Origin of the sequence: Hymenobacter puniceus (genome assembly GCF_014333525.1) — a bacterium.
GTDB lineage: Bacteria > Bacteroidota > Bacteroidia > Cytophagales > Hymenobacteraceae > Hymenobacter.
Genome location: NZ_JACSCX010000002.1, coordinates 431,147 through 449,792, shown reverse-complemented (window position 1 = coordinate 449,792; position 18,646 = coordinate 431,147). Strand labels below are relative to the sequence as shown.

The window sequence follows — 18,646 nt, the reverse complement described above, 5'->3', positions numbered from 1 at the left end:
CCTGAAAAGCCACAGCGCCCCACCGAACCAGTTTCGGTGGGGCGCTGCTGTTTGCGGCCTGCGCTCCGTACGCTGCCGGTGGTAGGCTTAGCTCTTGTTTTCGGGCTTGGCGGCGGGCAGCGGCTTGCGGGGCAGCTTCTGGTCGCGCATGGCGGCCTGGTACACGAACGACGCTACCAGCACCGACGCCTGCTTGAGGTCCTCAGCGGGTAGCCGCTCGTAGGTGTCCATGTTGGTATGGTGGGTGCGGGTGCCGTAGTCGAGCGGGTCCTGGATGAACTGGAAGCCGGGCAGGCCCACGGCGTCGAACGACAGGTGGTCGGTGCCACCGGTGTTGCGCAGCGTTACGGTGGTAGCGCCCAGGTCAGCAAACGGCTTCAGCCACTCCTGGAAAACGGGCACCACAGCTTCGTTGCCCTGCGCGTATATACCCCGGATTTTGCCGGCCCCGTTGTCGAGGTTGAAGTAGGCGGCCAGCGTTGAGTGGGCAGGCAGCAGCTTCATGGTGGCGGGGTCGGCAAAGTGGTTTTTCACGTAGTTGCGCGAGCCAAACAGGCCCTGCTCCTCCTCGCCCCACAGCGCAATCCGGATGGTGCGGCGCGGCTGCACGCCGCTGGCTTTCAGAATGCGCACGGCCTCCATCATGATGGCGCAGCCGGCGGCGTTGTCGGTGGCACCGGTGGCGGCGTGCCAGGAGTCGAGGTGGCCGCCCAGCATCACCACTTCGCTTTTCAGCTTTTTATCGGTGCCCGGAATTTCCGCTACCACATTGTAGCCCTTCAGGTCCTGGGTTTGGAAGCGGGTGCGGGTTTCCAGCTCAATTTCCACTGGAATGCCAGCCTCAGCGAGGCGAATAAGGCGCAGCTGATCTTCGGGAGCCATTTCCAGCTCGGGCAGCACCGGCTTGGCATCGGCGGCGTAGGGCGCGCCGTTGGAGGTGAAGAACGTACCGTCGGAGCCGCCGCGGGAGCTTAGGATAGCGGCCGCGCCTTCGGCTTGCACCATGTCGGCTAGCTTGGTGCGCAACGCAAACTGCGCACGCCGGGCCGCCATGCGCTCGGCATCGGCGGGCGCAGGCGTGGCGGTTGCGGCAGCCGCTATGGGTTTAAAGTCGGCCATCTTTTTCAACTCGTCCTCGGAATGGCGGCGCGCATCGGGCTCGAAAGAAGGCTTGGGCGGATTAGGCACTTCAAAGAGCACGATTTTGTCGCGCAGCTGGCCCTGGTACTTGGCCAGGTCGGCTTCCGTGGCAGCTTTCACCACCACCACCTGCTTTTTGAGAGTGCCGTTGGTGCTGGGCGTCCAGGCCTTGGGCGCCCCAATGAGTGTGTGGTAGTAAGGGGCCGTCATGGCTATGTACGACTTCTCGATGTCCCAGCCGCGGCCGAACGTGCCCCAGGGCTCCACTTCGGCATTGGTGAGGCCCCAGTCGGTGAGCTGCTTCTTGGTCCAGGCATTGGCGCGGCTGAGGCCCTCGGAGCCGGCCAGCCGCGGGCCGCAAACGTCGGTGAGGTAAAAGGCGGTTTCCATCACCTTGGACCGGTTCAGGCCTTCGTCTTTGATTTTGGCCAGCATGGCCGGGTCGGCTTTGGTGCCTTGCTGGGCCAATGCGGGAGCCATAATGGTCAGCGAGCCGGCCAGAACCAGGTAGCGCAGTGTTGTCATATCGGGGTTGGTTGGAGAGGATAAATGCTTGGAAAGCTAAAGTACCGCTAAAGTGGTGAGCGTTGCGTGGCCACAGCACCACTTCCGATGCAGCCATGCTGTTAGTTGATAAGCTCTACTGTATTTGCGTTTGCTGATGTCACCGTATCCGGGCCTGATGACCTTCCCAATTTGAAATTCAACGCCTTTCGTGGCTTGCCTTTTCAGCGGACGCAGGTAGGCGGCACGGCGCCCAAACCCACAGTTTTCGGGCTGGCAGCACGCTTAAGCCATTCATAGCCAGTGTTTTCACAACCCCTTAGAGGGCAGACGCCACTTCCCAATTTGACTATAATATATTTAATATAAATTATAATTATTATTTTAAATGTTCGGTAGTGAAATCAGTAGTTCACAGAAACTGTAGCAAGGTACCATGGCCGACATTCTAAAACGCAGCAATGTACGCGTCCTGGGAAGTGGGCCACGCACACTGGTGCTTGTCAATGGCTTTGGCTGCGACCAAAGCATCTGGGACTATGTAACTCCTGCATTAGCCAGGCAGTCTTGCGTGGTGCGCTTCGACCACATGGGCGCTGGCCAGTCTGACTGCCAGGCGTATGATCCGGAAAAATACAGTTCGCTGGCCGGCTACACACAAGACCTGCTTGGTATCTGCCGGCAGCTGCAGCTCCGCCAGATCACGCTGGTGGGGCATTCGGTAGGAGCCATGATTGCCATGCTGGCGGCTATCGAAGCGCCAGGGCTGTTTCGGCAGTTGCTGCTGCTGTGCCCTTCGCCGTGCTACACCAATCACCCCGGCTACTACGGCGGCTTCGAGCAGGCCGATATCGACTCTATGCTGGCGTACATGGAAACGGATTACGTAGGCTGGGCCGACTCGTTTGCGCACTTCATTATGGGCACGCCTGAGCAGCCACCACTGGTGATGGAGATGGCGCACCGCCTGTGCCAAAACGACCCATTGATTGCCAAGCAATTTGCGCGCGTCACGTTCACTTCCGACAACCGGCACGACCTGCAGCGGGTACTTACGCCCTGCCTGCTGGTGCAGTGCGCCCATGATCTGGTGGCACCGCCGGAAGTGGGCGCTTTCCTGCTGGCTTCCATCCCGCAGGCCACGCTCGTGACGCTGCCCGTCAGTGGGCATTGCCCGCACGTGAGTGCGCCCACCGAAACGCTGGATGTGCTGCAGTCATTCATGGCTGCCTGAGGGCGTAGGCAGCTCCGGATTTTTCCGCATCTTGAGGCCACTGCGGCCATTTGCGGCCGAATATCCGTCTACTTGTTTCATCTGATATCGTTTTGTATTTCCACCGCCTGCTGCTAGCCGCCTTCCTGCTGCTAACCCCTCTCGCGCTGCGCGCCCAAGCCAAAGACAGCAGCTACACCGCCAAAATGCAGGCTCCCGGCGTGCGTCTGATCACCGTCGACGGCAAGTATAAGGTCTGGACCCAAAGGATCGGCAAGGGCAAGACCAAGCTGCTGTTGCTGCATGGCGGTCCTGCCAACAGCCACGAGTACTTCGAGAACTTCCCGGAATACCTGACCCAGGAAGGTGTGGAAATCTACTTCTACGACCAACTCGGCTCTTACCACTCCGACCAGCCCAAGGATACCGCCATCTGGCGCATCAACCGCTTTGTGGAGGAAGTGGAGCAGGTGCGGCAGGGCCTGGGGCTAGACAAGTTCTTCCTGCTGGGCCATTCCTGGGGCGGCCTGCTGGCGCTGGAATATGCGCACCGCTACCCCCGGCGCCTCAAGGGCCTCATTATTTCGGACATGGGCTACAGCGCGCCTATTTACAACAAGTACCGCTTCGAACTCTATGCTGACATTATCCGGGACCAGGCTGCGGCCAAAAACCGCCGCGCCCCCGCCCCCGACAGCCTGCTGGGCGACGCCAAAATGTATCCGCTACTTACCAAGGAAGTGCAGGACGAATTTTTCCGCCGCCACATGATGCGCCTGCCCCAGGAGCCTGAGCCTTACAAGCGCAACCTCGCCCACATCAACCGCACCGACCGATTACCCATATTTCGCTCGATGGCCACCTGGGACTTCACGGACCGCCTGGCTGCCATTCGTACGCCCACGCTACTGCTGGGTGCGCAGCACGATTTCATCCCACCTTCGGCCTACGATACCATGCACCAGCAGATGCCCAATAGCCAGGTGTACATCTGCCCCATTGGTGCACATTTCGCCATGTGGGACGACCCGCAGCACTACTTCCCGGCGCTGCTTTCGTTTCTGAAGAAACCGGGGCGGAAAGGGTAACTTCCATATTCCTCCTACTGCCTGCCGCCATGACCGTCGAATACATCCGCTACCGCATTGCCGCCGGGCAGCAGCTGGCTTTCCTCGAAGCCATCCGACTGGCCAACCAACTGCTGGCCACCGCCCCCGATTGCCTTAGTTACCAGCTGGCGCACTGCGAGGAAGATGCGGAACTGTTTATCTGGCGCATCGAGTGGATTTCCGTGGAACAACACCTGAACGGCTTTCGCAAAAGCCCGGAGTTCGGGACGTTTTTCCAGCTAGTGAAGCCGTTTTACACGAGTATTCAGGAGATGAACCACTATGCGGTGATGGAATAAGATTAAGTAAAAACAGTTGTATTCATGTCTGACGTCAATTCATACATACAGGATTTCTTCATTCAACACGGTGTGCAGGTCATTCCTTTGGAAAGAAAAGCGTTCCTGATGACAAAGCAACCGGCACTTCTCCAAAGTCGAGTCACGCAGCAACAGTACCCGAATGGCGTTTCTTCTCGGCTGGACGTCAAGCTTACTGTCGGGAACCGCACCATTCTGGAATGCTTCGGCGACGTTGGAGAAACTGCCGAAGCAGCAACACATAATAATCTTCGGAATTTTGCTCATAATAGCCTACATGTCTTCATTGCAGCTCTTCAGCATGTTGAAGCTGATGAGCAGATTAATGTTGAACGGTGGCATATCGGGACACAGGAATGGAGGATGTACGTAGGCAATTATGGTATCAAATCAACCAGCGGCATGTCTGTGCAGCTTCCTGATGAATTATTTACGCGTATTGAGCAAATTATTCAGACACTGCCTTTGACAGAAGAATACCACTGGGTCCGCTTCTTTATGTCTTGTATAGACAATGAGGTTTCGCACCTTGAGTTCCTAGCTGACAACGAAGTGCTATCCGAAGCACAGCAGGAATTGGCTACCCTCAATTGGCATCTAACACCTGAATTCTACAGCATCCGACTGTTTCTCATCCTACAGAAAATAACTTAGTGGTTTGGGCAACACTGTTTCCCATAACCCCACCCCCGCCCCGCTCGTCTAACCGGCAACTCCTTACTTAGCCGCCGCCGCATGAGCCTTTGGGAAATTATTAAGCGCCTCTACCCCTACGTACTGCCGTATCGGCGGCTGGTGATTGCCACGCTGCTGCTCACGCTGGTCGGCTCGCTGGCGGCGCAGGTGAACCCGTTTGTACTGCGCTACACCGTGGATACCGTGCAGGGCATGCTCGACCGTAACCAGGGGTTGGCCGAGGGGTTTGAGCTGCTGCTGCTGGTAACCGGGCTGCTGCTGGGCAAGGAAATCATCAACACCGGCATCCAGTTCGGGCAGAAGTTCTACGGCGAGAAAATTCGCATCAACGTGAGCAGCACGCTGGCCCAGGATGCCGTGCGCAAGGTGCTCAGCTACCAGCTCGGCTTCTACTCCGACAGCGGCAACCAAACCGGCAAGCTTCAGACCCGCATCGACCGAGGCGTGGAGAGCCTCATGAAACTGGTGCAGAACTTCTTCATTGATATTCTGCCGCTGTTTGCCAACTCCATTGTGGCGCTGGTCATCATGTTCACGGCCAACCTGTACGTGGGGCTGGTGGCCGTGGCGGTGCTGCCGGTGTACTTCTGGCTCAGCTACCGCCAAGCCGATAAGCTCAACGGCACCCGGCGGGCGTTGCGTGGCCTGCGCGAGGCTAAAAGCCAGGGCCTCGTGAACCTGATTGACTCGGCGGTGGTCATCAAAAGCTTCGTGCGCGAAAACTATGAGGAGCAGAAACAGGCGCTAGTACAGCAGAACCTGCAAGAAGCCCAGCTTGAGACTCGCAAAACCAACTTCCTCTACGACGGCCTCAAAACCTTCACTGAGCAGATTGGAGTGGTACTCATCATCATCCTGACGGCCTATCTGGTACTCGACCGGCAGATCAGCATCGGGGCCATCATGTTTCATATCCTGCTGTTCAACAACGTGTCGGCGCCCATCCGGCAGCTACACCGTATCTACGACGAGATGAACGACGCCCTCACCTACTCCGAGGGCTTCTTCGATATTCTGGATGCCGAGGACACCGTGGAGCCCACCGGCGCGCTCAAGCCCGACCACCTGCGCGGCACCTTCGAGATTTGCAACGTCAACTTCACCTACCCCAGCGGCACCCAGGCCCTGCACGACGTATGCCTGACCATTGAGGCCGGCAAAACCACCGCGCTGGTGGGTTTGAGCGGGGCCGGCAAGAGCACCATCATCAACCTGCTCTGCAAGTTCTACGAGCCGGACTCCGGCAAGATGCTGCTCGACGGCCAGCCCCTGGCCGACTACGACACCCACGCCCTGCGCCAGCAAATCGGGCTGGTGCTGCAGAAAAACCACATTTTCAAGGGCACCATCGAGGAAAACATCCGCTACGGCGTGATGGACGCCACGCTGCCCCAGATTCAGGCCGCCGCCCGCCAGGCCTACCTGCACGCGCAGATTCTGGAGCTGCCCCACGGCTACCAGAGCGACGCCCAGCAGCTTTCTGGCGGCCAGCAGCAGCGCATCGCCATTGCGCGGCTTTTCCTCAAAAACCCGCCCATCATCTTCCTCGACGAGCCCACCGCCTCCCTCGACGCCATTGCCACCGAGCAAATCAAGAACAGCCTGGAGGCCATCAAAGAAGGCCGCACAGTGGTCATCATCTCCCACAGCCTCGCCCAGATTGTGGATTCAGACTGCATCTGCGTGATGAAGCAGGGCCGCCTGGTGGAAAGCGGCACCCACGAGCAGCTCTACGACCGGCGCGGCACCTACCGCGAAATCTTCGACGCCTCCGCCCGCAGCCTCAACATCGAGAAGCTGGCCCGCGTGATGGTAGACGAGGAAGACGAGGTAGGCGACACGGCAAGCTAGCAGCGCACAGTAGCGCGAACTTTGTAGTTCGCGCTACTGTGCATTCTAGTTCACCCATGACCCTCGACCTCACCGGCATTACCAGCAAAGCGGCGCTGCACCAGTTATTCAAGGAGCAGCTGGGCTTTGAAGAATGGTACGGCCCGAGCTGGGACGCTTTCTGGGATTCGGTGGTGGCCATTGTGGAAATGCCGCCTGTACTCACGCTCACGAACTGGGAGGAATTTGCCCGCTGCTGCCCCCGCGACATGGAGATTCTGCGGCAGGTCATTCGGGATTATGCTGAGGAAATGGCGCCTAAATATATCGAGTTAGCCTAGGCGCCTTAGGCACATAGACTCAGTAGTAGATGCTACCGCGAGGCATCTGACAAGACAAATCCGGAATTCGGCTGTTGTAGCACCTTGCGCCGTACGTAACTCGGCCACCTCATTTTCCGAATCCCAAACTTCATGAAGAATATAGCCCTTGTAGTAGGTGCCAGTGGCATCATCGGCAGCAACCTGGCCCGCGAGCTACTAACCCACAACTGGCCCACCTACGGCCTGGCCCGCACGCCCCGCCCCGACGATGTACCCGGCTTGCACCCCGTTGCTGCCGATTTGCTGGACCCGGCCAGTCTGCAAGCCGCGCTGGCCGACATTGCGCCCACCCACGTGTTCATCACCAGCTGGATGCGCCAGGACACCGAGGCCGAGAACATCCACGTGAATAGCCTGATGGTGCGCAACCTGCTCGATGCCCTGTCGCCCAAGAAGTCGGTGCAGCATGTGGCGCTGGTAACAGGCCTGAAGCACTATCTGGGACCGTTTGAGGCCTACGTGAGCGGGGGCACCCCGCCGCCCACGCCTTTGCGCGAGGAGCAGCCCCGCCTGCCACTCGACAACTTTTACTACGCTCAGGAAGACGAGGTGTACGCTGCCGCCACCCGCGACGGGTTTACCTGGAGCATCCACCGCCCGCACACCATCATCGGCAAGGCCGTGGGCAACCTCATGAACCTGGGCACCACGCTGGCCGTGTACGCCAGCATCTGCAAGGAAACCGGCCGCCCCTTCCGCTGGCCCGGCTCGGCAGCCCAGTGGAACGGCCTTTCCGACGTGACGGACGCCCGCATCATCGCCCAGCAACTGCGCTGGGCCGCCACGGCTGAAGCCGCCCAAGATCAGGCCTTCAACATTGTGAACGGCGACGTATTCCGCTGGAGCTGGCTGTGGCCGCGCCTGGCCGCGTGGTTTGGCGTGGAAGCCGTGGGCTTCGACGGCACCATTCACCCACTGGAAGTTGAGCTCAGCCAGGATGCCGCCGTGTGGCGCCAGATTGCCGAGCGGCACCAGCTTCAGGAGCCGGCCCTCGACCGTCTCGCTTCGCCCTGGCACACCGACCTCGACCTGGGCCGCCCTATCGAAGTGATGACCGACATGACCAACAGCCGCAAGCGCGGCTTCCTGGCCTATCAGTCCACCGAAGACTCCTTCTTTGACCTGTTTGAGCGGCTCCGCACCGACCGGCTGATTCCGTAGCCGTAGCGCGAACTTTGTAGTTCGCGCCCTTGCGCCAGTCCAACGATTCTATATGGCGCGGAGACGCGAACTACAAAGTTCGCGCTACTTTCCCCAAACCGGCCCCAATGACGCTGCCAGGCGCCGCTAGGGCCGGTTTGGTGTTTTTATCCGAGCCTTTACCACAGGGCCAGCGTATACGCGCAGAACAGCGGCGCACTAGTGGCCGCGCATTCCATTCAGCCTTTTGTATGCAGAAGTTCACCGTAGAACGCCTCACCTTCGATACTATCACCCAGCTACCTAACTCCTGGCAGCCCGCCGACTATAAAGTCCTTCTTACTAAAACCGGCTACGACAACCCCGACGAAATAGCTGCCAACGAGCTGACCGACATGGCCCACATGGCCCTCACCGACCTGGAGCCCGCCGAGGCGGCCCAGTTGGTGCTGGAGCATCTGTTCGAAGACCAGCTCACCACCGGCCAGATTGAGAATCTGGCCCATCAGATGCTCACCGAAAAGCTCTGGGAAGAAAATCCCGAACTGGGGCAGCACGAAGGCTTTTTCAAGGCCACCCAACTGCTTTACACCGCCTACAACGGCAAGTTTCCGCGGGCCGAAGCTGTGCAGTTTCAGGTGCAGCTCACCGCCGAGGATGCCGACGACCTCAGCGTATTCGACCAGCAGCCTGAGGCCCCGTTGTTGCGCCTGCTGGCCCAGGGCATGCCCGACAACACGCTGCTTAAGCGCCTCTTTCACGAGCAGCTAGACGGCACTAGCTTCCCCGAGGCACCCAGCATCATCTGGCAGCTTACGCCCTCAAAGAAAACCGACAAATCCGTGGTTTTCGACGTGGTCAGCTCCGCCTACTGGCTCGATGATTTCAAATACGCCGATACCTACGAAGCCACCACCCAGGCGGACGCAGTGGCCGAAGCAGCAGAGTAATTACTGATAACCACCCAGCACAAGCTCTATTCGGCCCCCGGCAACTCAGATTGGCGGGGGCCGAACTGTGTGTACTGCAGGTAGGCGTTACTTTGCGGCCGCATTATCATTTCATGAAGAAACTACTAACTCTCCTTCTGCTGCTGGCCGCTGGCCACGCCCACGGTCAGGCCGCCGATTCGGTTTCCTCAGAGCCGGCGCCGGGCAAAAAGTGGTACCAAGCCGTTTCCGTTCGGGGCTACGTGCAGGCGCGCTACAACCGCCTGCTGGAAACCAACCCCGACCTTTCCTGCGAGCAGTGCGACCGGTCGTGGGGCCGCAACGGCGGGTTTTCCTTGCGGCGCGTCCGGCTTATCTTTTTCGGGCAGCTGCACGAACGGGTCTACTTCTACATCCAGCCCGATTTCGCCAGCACGCTTAGCGGTAGCTCTTCGCTGAATGCCGGGCTGCTGCGCGACGCCTACCTGGATGTAGGCCTCGACAAAACCAGCCAGTTTCGGGTACGGATGGGCCAGAGCAAAATTCCGTATGGGTTTGAGAATATGCAGTCCAGCCAGAACCGCTTGGCGCTGGACCGCAGCGACGGTATCAACAGCGCCTTTTCCAATGAGCGGGATTTGGGCGCGTTCCTGTACTGGGCCCCCAGCGCCGTGCGCCAGCGGTTCAGCCGCCTCGTGAAAGATGGCCTGAAAGGCTCCGGCGACTATGGCGTGGTGGGCATCGGCGCCTTCAACGGCCAGACCGCCAACCGCCCCGAGCTCAACAACCAGCGCCACATGGTGGCCCGCGTCACATATCCGCTGGAAGTTGGCGGGCAAATTATTGAGCCGGCGCTGCAGGCATATTCCGGCGAGTACGTAGTGAACCGCGACCAGCTTTCCAGCGGCGTGAAGCACCGCCCCGACCTGCGCTACCCCGACCAGCGCGTGGCCGCTACCTTCGTGCTCTACCCCCAGCCTTTCGGCCTCCAAGCTGAATACAATGTAGGCCGCGGCCCCGAGTTCAACCCGCATACCGACAGCATCGAGACCCAACGCCTGCACGGCGGCTACGTGCTGCTCAACTACCGCCTGCGCTACAAAGAGCACCAGCTCTACCCCTTCCTGCGCGCCCAATACTACGATGGCGGCAAAAAGCACGAGCGGGACGCCCGCAGCTACACCGTCCGCGAGGCCGAGCTGGGCGTAGAGTGGCAGCCGTTCACGAGCTTCGAGCTGGTAACGATGTACACGCTTTCCAACCGACGCTTCGAGGATTTCCAGAAGTCCGATAACCGCCAGCGTGGCGGTCTGCTACGCCTGCAGGCCCAGCTGAATTTTTAGCGCCGTTTGCTTTTCCTAGCTGAGATAAAGACCGTCATGCTGAGCTTGCCGAAGCATCTCTACCGCTTCGGTACAATAGCAATCCAGACAACACGATAGAGATGCTTCGGCAAGCTCAGCGTAGCCGTTATAAGCATTACAGTTGAAATTCAGTCGGCCGTGGGGTCCCAGTTGCGCAGCACATTCTGGCGGGTGTACTGCCGGGCTTCAGCCTCGGAAAGCTGCCGGGCCCAACTGACGCGCCTAGTGGGAGCAGCGCCCGGGCCACGGCTCTGAAACTCGGCGTAGCGGGCGGTTTGCTTGTTGCTTTCCTTGTCCCAATGGTCCCAGCCTTCGGGCTTGATCTGTGGGCCCAGCTCGCAGCGCAGAAATACGGTTTTGGCGTAGGGCCGCCAGGGCCGGCCCAGGTAGAAGCTATTAGCTGGGGCGTCGCCGGTTATGCGGCATTGGTTGAACACGTAGCCGTAGCGGGTGCTGTCGGGCGTGGAAGCGGCTGTGACGAAACCACCCGTTTTGCAGAAGATGGTGCACTGCTCAAACCACGCCGTGCTGCTGCCGAAGATGAAATCCACGGTGCCTTCGATGTAGCAGTCCTGGTAATATTGGCGGCTGCCGTAGCCGTAGGTGTACAGCGTATCCTGGAAACCCAGAAACCGGCAGTTCCGGAACCGGGCTTTGTCGCCGGCCACCCACACCGCCACCGCCTGCCCCACCGGCCCCGAGGAATTCTGGAACGTGAGGTTTTCGGCCGTGAAGTCGGAGCCGTAGATGTAGCAGCTGGCCGAGCCTGACGTGCCTTTGTCTTCCCCGAAGATGTTCTTTTTCTGGTTGTAGTCGTCGTAGGTGAGAATGGTTTGCTCCCGGTCTTCGCCTACCAGCTTCACAAATTGCTTGGAGCCGGCCAGCAGCAGCTTCTCTTTGTACACGCCCTTCTTGATGAGGATGGTCGTGACTTTCTTCCGGAAATCAGGCACGGCATTGAACGCCTCCTGCACCGTCCGGAACTGCCCGCTGCCATCCTGCGCCACCACAAAATCGTAGGCCCATGCCTGGCCCAATGAGAGCCAGCCCAGCAGCAAAAACCAAACAGCGCACTTCATAAAGCAGGGTAAACAATAAAATTCAGTGGCATGATACGCGGAACCCGCTGATTTAACGACACGCACTGCCTGCCTTTTCCACGCACACGTTGTCGGGAACGTTTTCATCCTACACTTTCCTAAACGCAACAACGCCCGACCAAACTGGCCGGGCGTTGTCATTCACTGAGAAACTAGAACAGACTACTGCTTGGCGCTGGTAATCAGTTCCACAATTTCCTCCGAAATACCAGTGGTGCTGAAACCGCCGTCGTGCATGAGGTTCTGCATGGTCACATAGCGGGTCAGGTCCGAGAACAGCGAGATGCAGTAGTCGGCGCAGGCTTCGGCCGGGGCATTGCCCAGCGGCGAGAGGCGATTGGCGTACTCGTAAAACGCATCGAAACCGCTGATGCCGGTGCCGGCTGTGGTTTTGGTCGGCGACTGGCTCACGGTGTTTACGCGCACTTTCTTGAGCTTGCCAAGGCGCTGGCCGTAGCTGCGGGCAATGCTTTCGAGCATAGCCTTGGCCTGCGACATGTCGGTGTAGTCGAGGAAAGCACGCTGGGCGGCAATGTAGCTCAGCGCCACCACCGAGCCCCATTCGTTGAAGGCGTCCTGCTTCTCCGCCACAGCCAGCATCCGGTGCAGCGACAGCGCCGACACGTCCAGCGTTTTCTGATACCACTCGTAGTTCAGCTCGCCGTAGTGCTTGCCCTTGCGGATGTTGGCGCTCATGCCAATGCTGTGCAGCACGAAATCAAGCTTGCCGCCCAACTGCTCCTGCGCGCCCGAAAACAGCTTTTCCAGGTCTTCCATCGAGGTAGCATCGGCCGGGATGATGGGCGCGTTGCACTGCTCGGAGAGCTTGTTGATTTCGCCCATGCGCATGGCCAGCGGGGCGTTGGTGAGCACAAAGCGGGCCCCTTCGGCGTGGGCCTTCAGGGCTACTTTCCAGGCAATGGATTCTTCGTTCAGCGCGCCGGAAATGATACCGACTTTGCCCGCGAGCAGGTTACTAGCCATATAGGAAGTTCAGAGGTGTAGTGGTTGGAAATACAAAAGAGGCAAAAAAATACAGAACGCCACGCAGAGCCGATAGAACGGCAGCCTAAAAAGAACGTCATTCCGAGCGCAGCGGAGCGTAGTCGAGGAATCTCGCGTGCTGACGGTGTGGTAGCGTTGATTTTACCACACCAGCGAGATTCCCCGACTACGCTCCGCTGCGCTCGGAATGACTTTCTGGATTTTCTATTCTTCCTCTACCCTGCCATTTCCACGCCGCGCAACGCCAGCAGCTCGCGGGCACTTTGGGTGGCGTGCAGGCTGGGCTTGGCGCCGGAAATCATCTGGGCAATTTCCTGAATGCGCTCCTCCAGGTTTAGTGGCCGGATGCAGCTCACGGTGCGGTCGGCACGGTCTTCTTTATACACGAAGTAATGCGTGTCGCCGGCGGCGGCCATCTGCGGCAGGTGGCTGATGGCAATAAGCTGGTGCTTTTTGGCCATCTGCTGCATCATGCGCCCCACTTTCACCGCAATTTCTCCACTGATGCCGGTGTCGATTTCGTCGAATACGATTGTTGGCAAAGCGGTTTTGTCGGCCAGCATGTACTTGATGCACAGCATCAGGCGCGAAAACTCACCACCCGAAGCGGCCTTGCTCAGCGTTTGAGGTTGAGCACCTTTGTTGGCCGTAAACAGAATGCTCACTACGTCGATGCCGCTGGTAGCAGGTGGGCCCTCCTGATGCTGCACCACAATGCGCGAATTGGGCATGCCCAGATCGGTGAGCAACGCGGCCAGCTCTTTTTCAAACTTGGGGAACACCTTGCGCCGGGCTTCCGAGAGGCGCGTAGCCTGCTTCTGCACGGTGGCAAGCGCAGCATCGGCGTCGCGGCGCAGGCGCGTGATCTGGCGGTCGAGGTTGAGCACGGAGCTAACTTTGTCGCGCAGGTCGGAGCGCACGGCCAGCAGCGCCACCACGTCGCGCACCTGGTGCTTGCGCTGGAGGCTGTAGAGCACGTTCAGGCGGCCCTGCAGTTCGTCAATGCGGGCCGGGTCGCCTTCGGTACGGCGTTCGGCGGCTTCTATTTCGGCGGCGATGTCGTGCAGCTCAATCAGGCAGCTGTCGAGGCGCAGCTTTAGCTCGCGGGCCTGCTCGGAGTAGTTGGCAATCTGGCCCAGCAGCGTGGCGGCTTCCTTCATGCCGCTGGTGGCGCAGTACTCGCTTTCGGTGAGGCTTTGCAGGGCGTGCGTGAGCTTATATTTGATTTCCTCGGCGTGCTCCAGCTCCTTCACTTCCTGCTCCAGCTCGTCCTGGCGCTCGTTGTCGAGGCGGGCATCTTCCAGTTCCGTCAGCAGGAAGCTGTGGTAGTCCAGCTCCTTATTGGCCTGCGCTACCTGGTCCTGCAGGGTTTTTAGGTCGGCTTCCAGCTTGCGGTACTGGCGGTAGGCGTTGCTGTACTGGCCGCGCGTGGGCACCAGCCCGGCATATAAATCCAGCAGATTCAGCTGAAACACCGCATCGCCGAGCAGCAGCGTATCGTGCTGGGAGTGGATATCCATGAGGTTGGCCCCGATGTGGCGCAGGGTTTCCAGCGTCACGGGCGTATCGTTCACGAAGGCCCGGCTCTTCCCGGCGGGACTGATTTCACGCCGCAGAATGCACTGTGCATCATAGTCGAGGTCTTCGGCCTCAAAAATATCCTGCAGCTGGTAGCTGCTGATATCAAACTGCCCTTCAATCACACACTTCTTATCGGTGTCGAAAAGCATGCGCGAGTCGGCGCGGTTGCCCAGTAGCAGGCCGATAGCGCCCAGCATAATGGACTTGCCGGCTCCGGTTTCGCCAGTAATGATGTTGAGCAGTGCTGAGGGCTGCAGTTGCAGCTGCTCAATCAGGGCGTAGTTGCGGATGCGAAGGTCAATGAGCATAATAAACCAAGTGAAGGCCGGACTCCCGGCCGTAGCTGCCAAAAAACATGCGCTACGGACCAGTACAAACCAGTCGGGTCTAGTAGCTTTAGCAAAGCTACTAGTTCACTTAGTTAATTGCCAATAAAATTTGCAGGAAGAATCTTGTCATTCCGAGTGCAGCGAGGAATCTGGGTTAAAACCGTTCCGACAATTTTAGCCCAGATTCCTCGCTGCACTCGGTATGACATGATCTACGGTTGGCGCAGCATGGCTTGGTACTTGGCCGAGTTGGTGGGGTCCACTTCCGTGAGCAGCGTAGTGAGGCGCTGCTTCTGCTGGGCATCCGAAGAGCTGCGGAAGATGTTGGCAATTTCGTCGGCTTTGGTGTCGAAAAAGGCGCGGGCCAGCAGCGTGCCGGGGCGGCGGATAGCGGCATTGTGCACACCTTCCAGCGCGCCATAGATGCTGGTGCGGGCTTCTTCTGGCTTCTCAATGAACACGTCGAGCCCCTGCCGGTAGTAGGCGTAGATACCCGTGCGGATAGCTTCCAGCTGCGGGTCCTGCAGGTTGTTGAGCAGCCAGTAGCGGTTGCGCGACTGCCCGTCCTTCCAGGCGTCGTCCTGCTCGTTGGTGATGGTCTGCGAGGAGGCATTCTGCACCACAATGCGGGCCCGGTCGTAGTAGGGCGAGCCGCCGAGGCGCGCAAAGCTGTCCTGGTCGATGCCAATGGTGAGGTAGGCGTAGAAGGTCAGCAGCGACGACAGATTGCCCACGAAGTTGTTTTCCGAGAAATCAATCGGGTTCTGGGGCGAGTAGTTGAAGACGAAGTTCCGATCGGCGAAGCTGAGCAGGTTGGTTTCGTAGCCAGTGCCATACACCGGCCGCGACGACACAATGCGGGCCGTGGCTTTGTATTGGCCATTCTGCGGAATTTCAGTGATGCCCACGAAAATGCGCATCCGGATGCGTTCCTCGGGCCGGTAGGTTTGGCTGGTGAAGGAACGGGTGTTCAGAAACGACTGCATATCGTTCTGCATCTGCTGCACCAGCTGGCGGTCGGAGATGGTCACGTTTTCGGTGGTGACGCGTACTTCGGCCTGGATTTCCTGAGCTTGAGCCGGGAAGGCCAGCAGCGAAACGAAGGCAAGCAGCAGAGCAGACAGCGACAGATTATGCTTCACGAGGCAGGCGGGCAAGAACGGCAGCAACAATATCCCGGGCCACTTCGGCCTTGGGCTTTACTTCAAATATACGGGATTCCCCGCGCGCGTCGAGCAGCGTCACTTTGTTGGTATCGTGGCGAAAACCGGCCCCGGCATCCCGCAGGGAGTTCAGCACCACGAGGTCGAAGTTTTTGCGGCGCAGCTTGTCCAGCGCGTGGGCTTCCTCGTTGTTGGTCTCCAACGCAAAACCCACCGAAAATTGTTCGGGCCGCTTGCTTTTCCCCAGCGTGGCCGCAATGTCCACGTTCTTCACCAGCTCCAGCGTGAGTGTGTCGCCGGCCTTTTTAATCTTTTCAACCGCCACCTGGGCCGGCTTGTAGTCAGCTACGGCGGCCGCAAACACCCACACATCGGCGGCGGGCGCTACGACAGCGGCGGCGGCATACATCTGGTCGGCGGTTTCTACGCGCTGCGTGCTGATGTGCGGGTGCGTGGGGTTGGGCAGATTGGTAGGGCCGCTGATCAGCGTGACGTCGGCGCCGATGGCGGCAAAGGCTTCGGCCAGCGCATAGCCCATCTTGCCGGTGCTGTGGTTGCCAATGAAGCGAACCGGATCCAGCGGTTCGTAAGTAGGCCCGGCAGTGAGAAGAACACGCATTTATTTCAATTGAAAATGAACGTCATGCTGAGCATGTGGCGCATCAAGCCAGTGTGCGCAGCCGCAGTAGAAGCATCTCTACCTCTAACTAATTAATGCTAGCCCAACGAAGCGGTAGAGATGCTTCGGCAAGCTCAGCATGACCCGACCTATTATTGACCGTTAAAAAACCGCTCCAGCTCCGCCACAATATCTTCCGGCTCCAGCATGCGGCCGGGGCCGATCAAGCCACTGGCTAACTCGCCGGCCGGCGAGTCGAGCACGAGGTTGCCGTAGCGGCGCAACGTGGCCAGGTTAGCGGTGGTGGCGGGGTGAGCATACATATCGAGGTCCATGGCAGGGGCCAGCAGCACCGGGCAGCGCGCCGACAGGTACACGGCATCCAACAGCGAGTCGCAGAGGCCGTGGGCGAAGTGGGCCAGCGTATTGGCCGAGGCCGGCGCTACCAGCAGCGCATCGGCCCACAAGCCCAAGTGCACGTGATTATGCCACTCGCCGGCCCGCTCGTCTTTCAGGAAGCCCTGCAGCACCGGATTTTTGGAGAGCGTGCCCAGCGTGAGCGGCGTCACGAAGGCAGCGGCCGAGGGCGTCAGAATCACCTGTACCTCGGCACCGGCCTTCATCAGCAGCCGCACCAGCGGCGCCGCTTTATAGGCGGCAATGCTGCCGCACACGCCCAGTAAGATCTTGTGTCCCTGCATCACGGAGTTGTCGGATTTATCGGATAATTCTGGTGCTGCCCGACAAAAAAGAACGTCATGCAGAGCGGAGCGAAATACCGCGCTAGTGTAGTAAAAGAGGCTACTACGCTGGCGAGATACTTCGCTCCGCTCTGCATGACGTTCTTTTTGTCTGACTGAAAGCCTACTGGCCTTCTACGGCGCGCAGGTTGCCGTTTTCGTCGAACTCCGACGGTGTGCGGTAGTGCACTTTGCCTTCCAGAAACTCTTCGATGGCCAGGTTGGTCGGCTTCGGCAGACGCTCGTAGTGCTTGCTAATTTCGATTTGCTCGCGGTTTTCGAACACTTCCTCCAGGTTGTCAACCGTAGTAGCAAACTCGGCCAGCTTGCCGTTCAGCTCCTCTTTCAGCTTCACCGAAATCTGGTTGGCGCGCTTCGAGATGATGGCAATCGACTCGTACACGTTGCCGGTTTCATTGGCAAATTCCGACATGTTGCGGGTCACGATGGAGGCGGAAACGTTGTTGGGTGCTTTCATGATGCTAATGTGCTAATTTTTGAAGTGTTGATGTGCTGAAGCGCTGATTTTCTTGATGAGTGAGTTTGTCCTGGCAGTGTGCAGCCAGCACCTCAAAACATCACAAATCAGCACATCTATTTGGCGGCCGCAGGCTCGGCGGGCTTGAGCTTGGCGGCCTGCGCCTGGGCATCAATGAACATCTTCTCGGCGTCCTTCAGGCGGCGGCTTTGCGGGTAGGTATCGATGAAGTGCTGGTAGAATGCCTGCACTTCCAGGTACCGTTCGCGCTGCTTCTCTTCCACACTTTCGCGGGCCAGATCATATTGCGCGCTTACTTTCAGGAACTCGGCTTCCTCATTATAAGCCGAAGCCGGAAACTGCTGCTGGAAGCCGCCCAGTGCCACTACGGCCGACTGGTAGTAACGCAGGTTGTAGTAGAGTTTGGCGCCCTGGTAGGCTTTCAACTCCAGCTTTTTCTGCAGCTCCTGCGACATGCTCTCGGCTTCGGGCCGGAACGTGCTGGTGGGGTAGCGGTTGATGAACTCCTGGATGGCCTCCAACGCCGAGTAGGTATTGGTTTGGTCTAGCTCCCATTCCGGCGAGTCGCGAAACAGCGACTTAGCCTGCAGGAACGTGGCTTCCTCGGCGTACTGCGAGTTCGGATAAGTATCGGCGAAGCTCTTGAAGTAGTAGGCGCCGAGCGTGTAATTGCGCTGCCGGAAATTGGTGTTGGCGAAGTAGAATTGTGCCTTTTCCGCTTCCGGACGGCCTTTGAGCAGCGGCAGCAGGTCTTCGAGCAGGGTGCCGGCCTTGAAATAGTCGCCCTTCTCGTAGTACTGGATGGCCGCTTCGTACTTCTTGTTCACGTCGCCGCTCTTGAGCAGCTTCTGGTAGCCGGTGCACGCGCCAAGCAGCAGGGTGCTTAGCAGCAGAACAAAAAGGGTCGGGCGGAAATAGTGCATAAGGGGCGCAAAGGTAACGGATTCTGCCTGAATGGCTGAAGGGTTTATGGTTTGATGTG

Annotated in this window: 18 protein-coding genes; 9 read left to right on the top strand and 9 right to left on the bottom strand. The window is 58.9% G+C overall.

Translation table 11 applies throughout. The features are described from left to right. Positions 1–87: 87 nt before the first annotated feature. The gene (locus H8B14_RS07000) at positions 88–1,665 is read right to left on the bottom strand and encodes a M28 family metallopeptidase (protein ID WP_187314902.1); all 1,578 of its coding nucleotides are present in this window, start codon (positions 1,663–1,665) and stop codon (positions 88–90) included. 415 nt (positions 1,666–2,080) lie between these two features. On the opposite strand from H8B14_RS07000, the gene H8B14_RS06995 reads away from it, so the two are divergent. The 9 genes from H8B14_RS06995 to H8B14_RS06955 all read left to right on the top strand — a co-directional run bounded on the left by H8B14_RS06995 (position 2,081) and on the right by H8B14_RS06955 (position 10,607). After that, the gene (locus H8B14_RS06995; protein WP_187314901.1) at positions 2,081–2,878 is read left to right on the top strand and encodes an alpha/beta fold hydrolase; all 798 of its coding nucleotides are present in this window, start codon (positions 2,081–2,083) and stop codon (positions 2,876–2,878) included. A gap of 92 nt (positions 2,879–2,970) precedes the next feature. Beyond that, positions 2,971–3,945 carry a proline iminopeptidase-family hydrolase gene (locus H8B14_RS06990; protein WP_187314900.1) on the top strand — a complete coding sequence of 325 codons (975 nt, stop codon included), beginning with the start codon at positions 2,971–2,973 and terminating at the stop codon, positions 3,943–3,945. A 29-nt stretch (positions 3,946–3,974) separates the two neighbouring features. Then, on the top strand, positions 3,975–4,265 hold the full coding sequence (locus H8B14_RS06985; RefSeq protein ID WP_187314899.1) for an antibiotic biosynthesis monooxygenase family protein: 291 nt from the start codon (positions 3,975–3,977) through the stop codon (positions 4,263–4,265). A 24-nt stretch (positions 4,266–4,289) separates the two neighbouring features. After that, a complete protein-coding gene (locus H8B14_RS06980; RefSeq protein WP_187314898.1) occupies positions 4,290–4,940 on the top strand; it encodes a DUF6348 family protein in 651 nt (216 codons plus the stop codon). A gap of 81 nt (positions 4,941–5,021) precedes the next feature. Continuing rightward, on the top strand, positions 5,022–6,833 hold the full coding sequence (locus H8B14_RS06975) for an ABC transporter ATP-binding protein (protein ID WP_187314897.1): 1,812 nt from the start codon (positions 5,022–5,024) through the stop codon (positions 6,831–6,833). A 56-nt stretch (positions 6,834–6,889) separates the two neighbouring features. After that, positions 6,890–7,153 (top strand): barstar family protein, encoded by a 264-nt coding sequence (locus H8B14_RS06970; protein ID WP_187314896.1) that lies wholly within the window; start codon positions 6,890–6,892, stop codon positions 7,151–7,153. Between the two features lie 132 nt (positions 7,154–7,285). Further along, a complete protein-coding gene (locus H8B14_RS06965) occupies positions 7,286–8,356 on the top strand; it encodes an SDR family oxidoreductase (protein ID WP_187314895.1) in 1,071 nt (356 codons plus the stop codon). A gap of 230 nt (positions 8,357–8,586) precedes the next feature. Next, positions 8,587–9,285, top strand: a complete 699-nt coding sequence (locus tag H8B14_RS06960; RefSeq protein ID WP_187314894.1) for a hypothetical protein — start codon at positions 8,587–8,589, stop codon at positions 9,283–9,285. Positions 9,286–9,398: 113 nt separating this feature from the next. Next, complete coding sequence (locus H8B14_RS06955; protein WP_187314893.1) at positions 9,399–10,607, top strand: porin; 1,209 nt, start codon at positions 9,399–9,401, stop codon at positions 10,605–10,607. A 149-nt stretch (positions 10,608–10,756) separates the two neighbouring features. Here H8B14_RS06955 and H8B14_RS06950 read toward each other — a convergent pair whose 3' ends face one another. The 8 genes from H8B14_RS06950 to H8B14_RS06915 form a co-directional block, all read right to left on the bottom strand. Further along, complete coding sequence (locus H8B14_RS06950; protein ID WP_187314892.1) at positions 10,757–11,707, bottom strand: pectinesterase family protein; 951 nt, start codon at positions 11,705–11,707, stop codon at positions 10,757–10,759. Between the two features lie 183 nt (positions 11,708–11,890). Further along, entirely contained in the window at positions 11,891–12,712 is an 822-nt protein-coding gene (locus tag H8B14_RS06945; RefSeq protein WP_187314891.1) for an enoyl-ACP reductase FabI, read from the bottom strand. A 236-nt stretch (positions 12,713–12,948) separates the two neighbouring features. After that, a complete protein-coding gene (gene recN, locus H8B14_RS06940) occupies positions 12,949–14,622 on the bottom strand; it encodes a DNA repair protein RecN (protein WP_187314890.1) in 1,674 nt (557 codons plus the stop codon). 233 nt (positions 14,623–14,855) lie between these two features. Continuing rightward, the gene (porD, locus tag H8B14_RS06935) at positions 14,856–15,785 is read right to left on the bottom strand and encodes a type IX secretion system protein PorD (protein WP_187314889.1); all 930 of its coding nucleotides are present in this window, start codon (positions 15,783–15,785) and stop codon (positions 14,856–14,858) included. Further along, positions 15,775–16,425, bottom strand: coding sequence for a phosphopantothenoylcysteine decarboxylase domain-containing protein (locus H8B14_RS06930; protein ID WP_187314888.1), 651 nt, complete (start codon positions 16,423–16,425; stop codon positions 15,775–15,777). The genes porD and H8B14_RS06930 overlap by 11 nt, the downstream gene beginning before the upstream one ends. A 152-nt stretch (positions 16,426–16,577) precedes the next feature. After that, complete coding sequence (locus tag H8B14_RS06925; RefSeq protein ID WP_187314887.1) at positions 16,578–17,126, bottom strand: flavoprotein; 549 nt, start codon at positions 17,124–17,126, stop codon at positions 16,578–16,580. Positions 17,127–17,289: 163 nt separating this feature from the next. Then, positions 17,290–17,643 carry a DNA-directed RNA polymerase subunit omega gene (locus H8B14_RS06920; RefSeq protein WP_187314886.1) on the bottom strand — a complete coding sequence of 118 codons (354 nt, stop codon included), beginning with the start codon at positions 17,641–17,643 and terminating at the stop codon, positions 17,290–17,292. A gap of 116 nt (positions 17,644–17,759) precedes the next feature. Further along, a complete protein-coding gene (locus H8B14_RS06915; RefSeq protein WP_187314885.1) occupies positions 17,760–18,587 on the bottom strand; it encodes an outer membrane protein assembly factor BamD in 828 nt (275 codons plus the stop codon). Positions 18,588–18,646: the final 59 nt, after the last annotated feature.

Excerpts from the sequence above, each read along its gene's own strand:
- H8B14_RS07000 (WP_187314902.1), bottom strand. The coding sequence starts at position 1,665 with ATGACAACACTGCGCTACCTGGTTCTGGCCGGCTCGCTGACCATTATG.
- H8B14_RS06995 (WP_187314901.1), top strand. The coding sequence starts at position 2,081 with ATGGCCGACATTCTAAAACGCAGCAATGTACGCGTCCTGGGAAGTGGG.
- H8B14_RS06985 (WP_187314899.1), top strand. The coding sequence starts at position 3,975 with ATGACCGTCGAATACATCCGCTACCGCATTGCCGCCGGGCAGCAGCTG.
- H8B14_RS06980 (WP_187314898.1), top strand. The coding sequence starts at position 4,290 with ATGTCTGACGTCAATTCATACATACAGGATTTCTTCATTCAACACGGT.
- H8B14_RS06975 (WP_187314897.1), top strand. The coding sequence starts at position 5,022 with ATGAGCCTTTGGGAAATTATTAAGCGCCTCTACCCCTACGTACTGCCG.
- H8B14_RS06970 (WP_187314896.1), top strand. The coding sequence starts at position 6,890 with ATGACCCTCGACCTCACCGGCATTACCAGCAAAGCGGCGCTGCACCAG.
- H8B14_RS06965 (WP_187314895.1), top strand. The coding sequence starts at position 7,286 with ATGAAGAATATAGCCCTTGTAGTAGGTGCCAGTGGCATCATCGGCAGC.
- H8B14_RS06960 (WP_187314894.1), top strand. The coding sequence starts at position 8,587 with ATGCAGAAGTTCACCGTAGAACGCCTCACCTTCGATACTATCACCCAG.
- H8B14_RS06955 (WP_187314893.1), top strand. The coding sequence starts at position 9,399 with ATGAAGAAACTACTAACTCTCCTTCTGCTGCTGGCCGCTGGCCACGCC.
- H8B14_RS06950 (WP_187314892.1), bottom strand. The coding sequence starts at position 11,707 with ATGAAGTGCGCTGTTTGGTTTTTGCTGCTGGGCTGGCTCTCATTGGGC.
- H8B14_RS06945 (WP_187314891.1), bottom strand. The coding sequence starts at position 12,712 with ATGGCTAGTAACCTGCTCGCGGGCAAAGTCGGTATCATTTCCGGCGCG.
- recN (WP_187314890.1), bottom strand. The coding sequence starts at position 14,622 with ATGCTCATTGACCTTCGCATCCGCAACTACGCCCTGATTGAGCAGCTG.
- H8B14_RS06930 (WP_187314888.1), bottom strand. The coding sequence starts at position 16,425 with ATGCGTGTTCTTCTCACTGCCGGGCCTACTTACGAACCGCTGGATCCG.
- H8B14_RS06925 (WP_187314887.1), bottom strand. The coding sequence starts at position 17,126 with ATGCAGGGACACAAGATCTTACTGGGCGTGTGCGGCAGCATTGCCGCC.
- H8B14_RS06920 (WP_187314886.1), bottom strand. The coding sequence starts at position 17,643 with ATGAAAGCACCCAACAACGTTTCCGCCTCCATCGTGACCCGCAACATG.
- H8B14_RS06915 (WP_187314885.1), bottom strand. The coding sequence starts at position 18,587 with ATGCACTATTTCCGCCCGACCCTTTTTGTTCTGCTGCTAAGCACCCTG.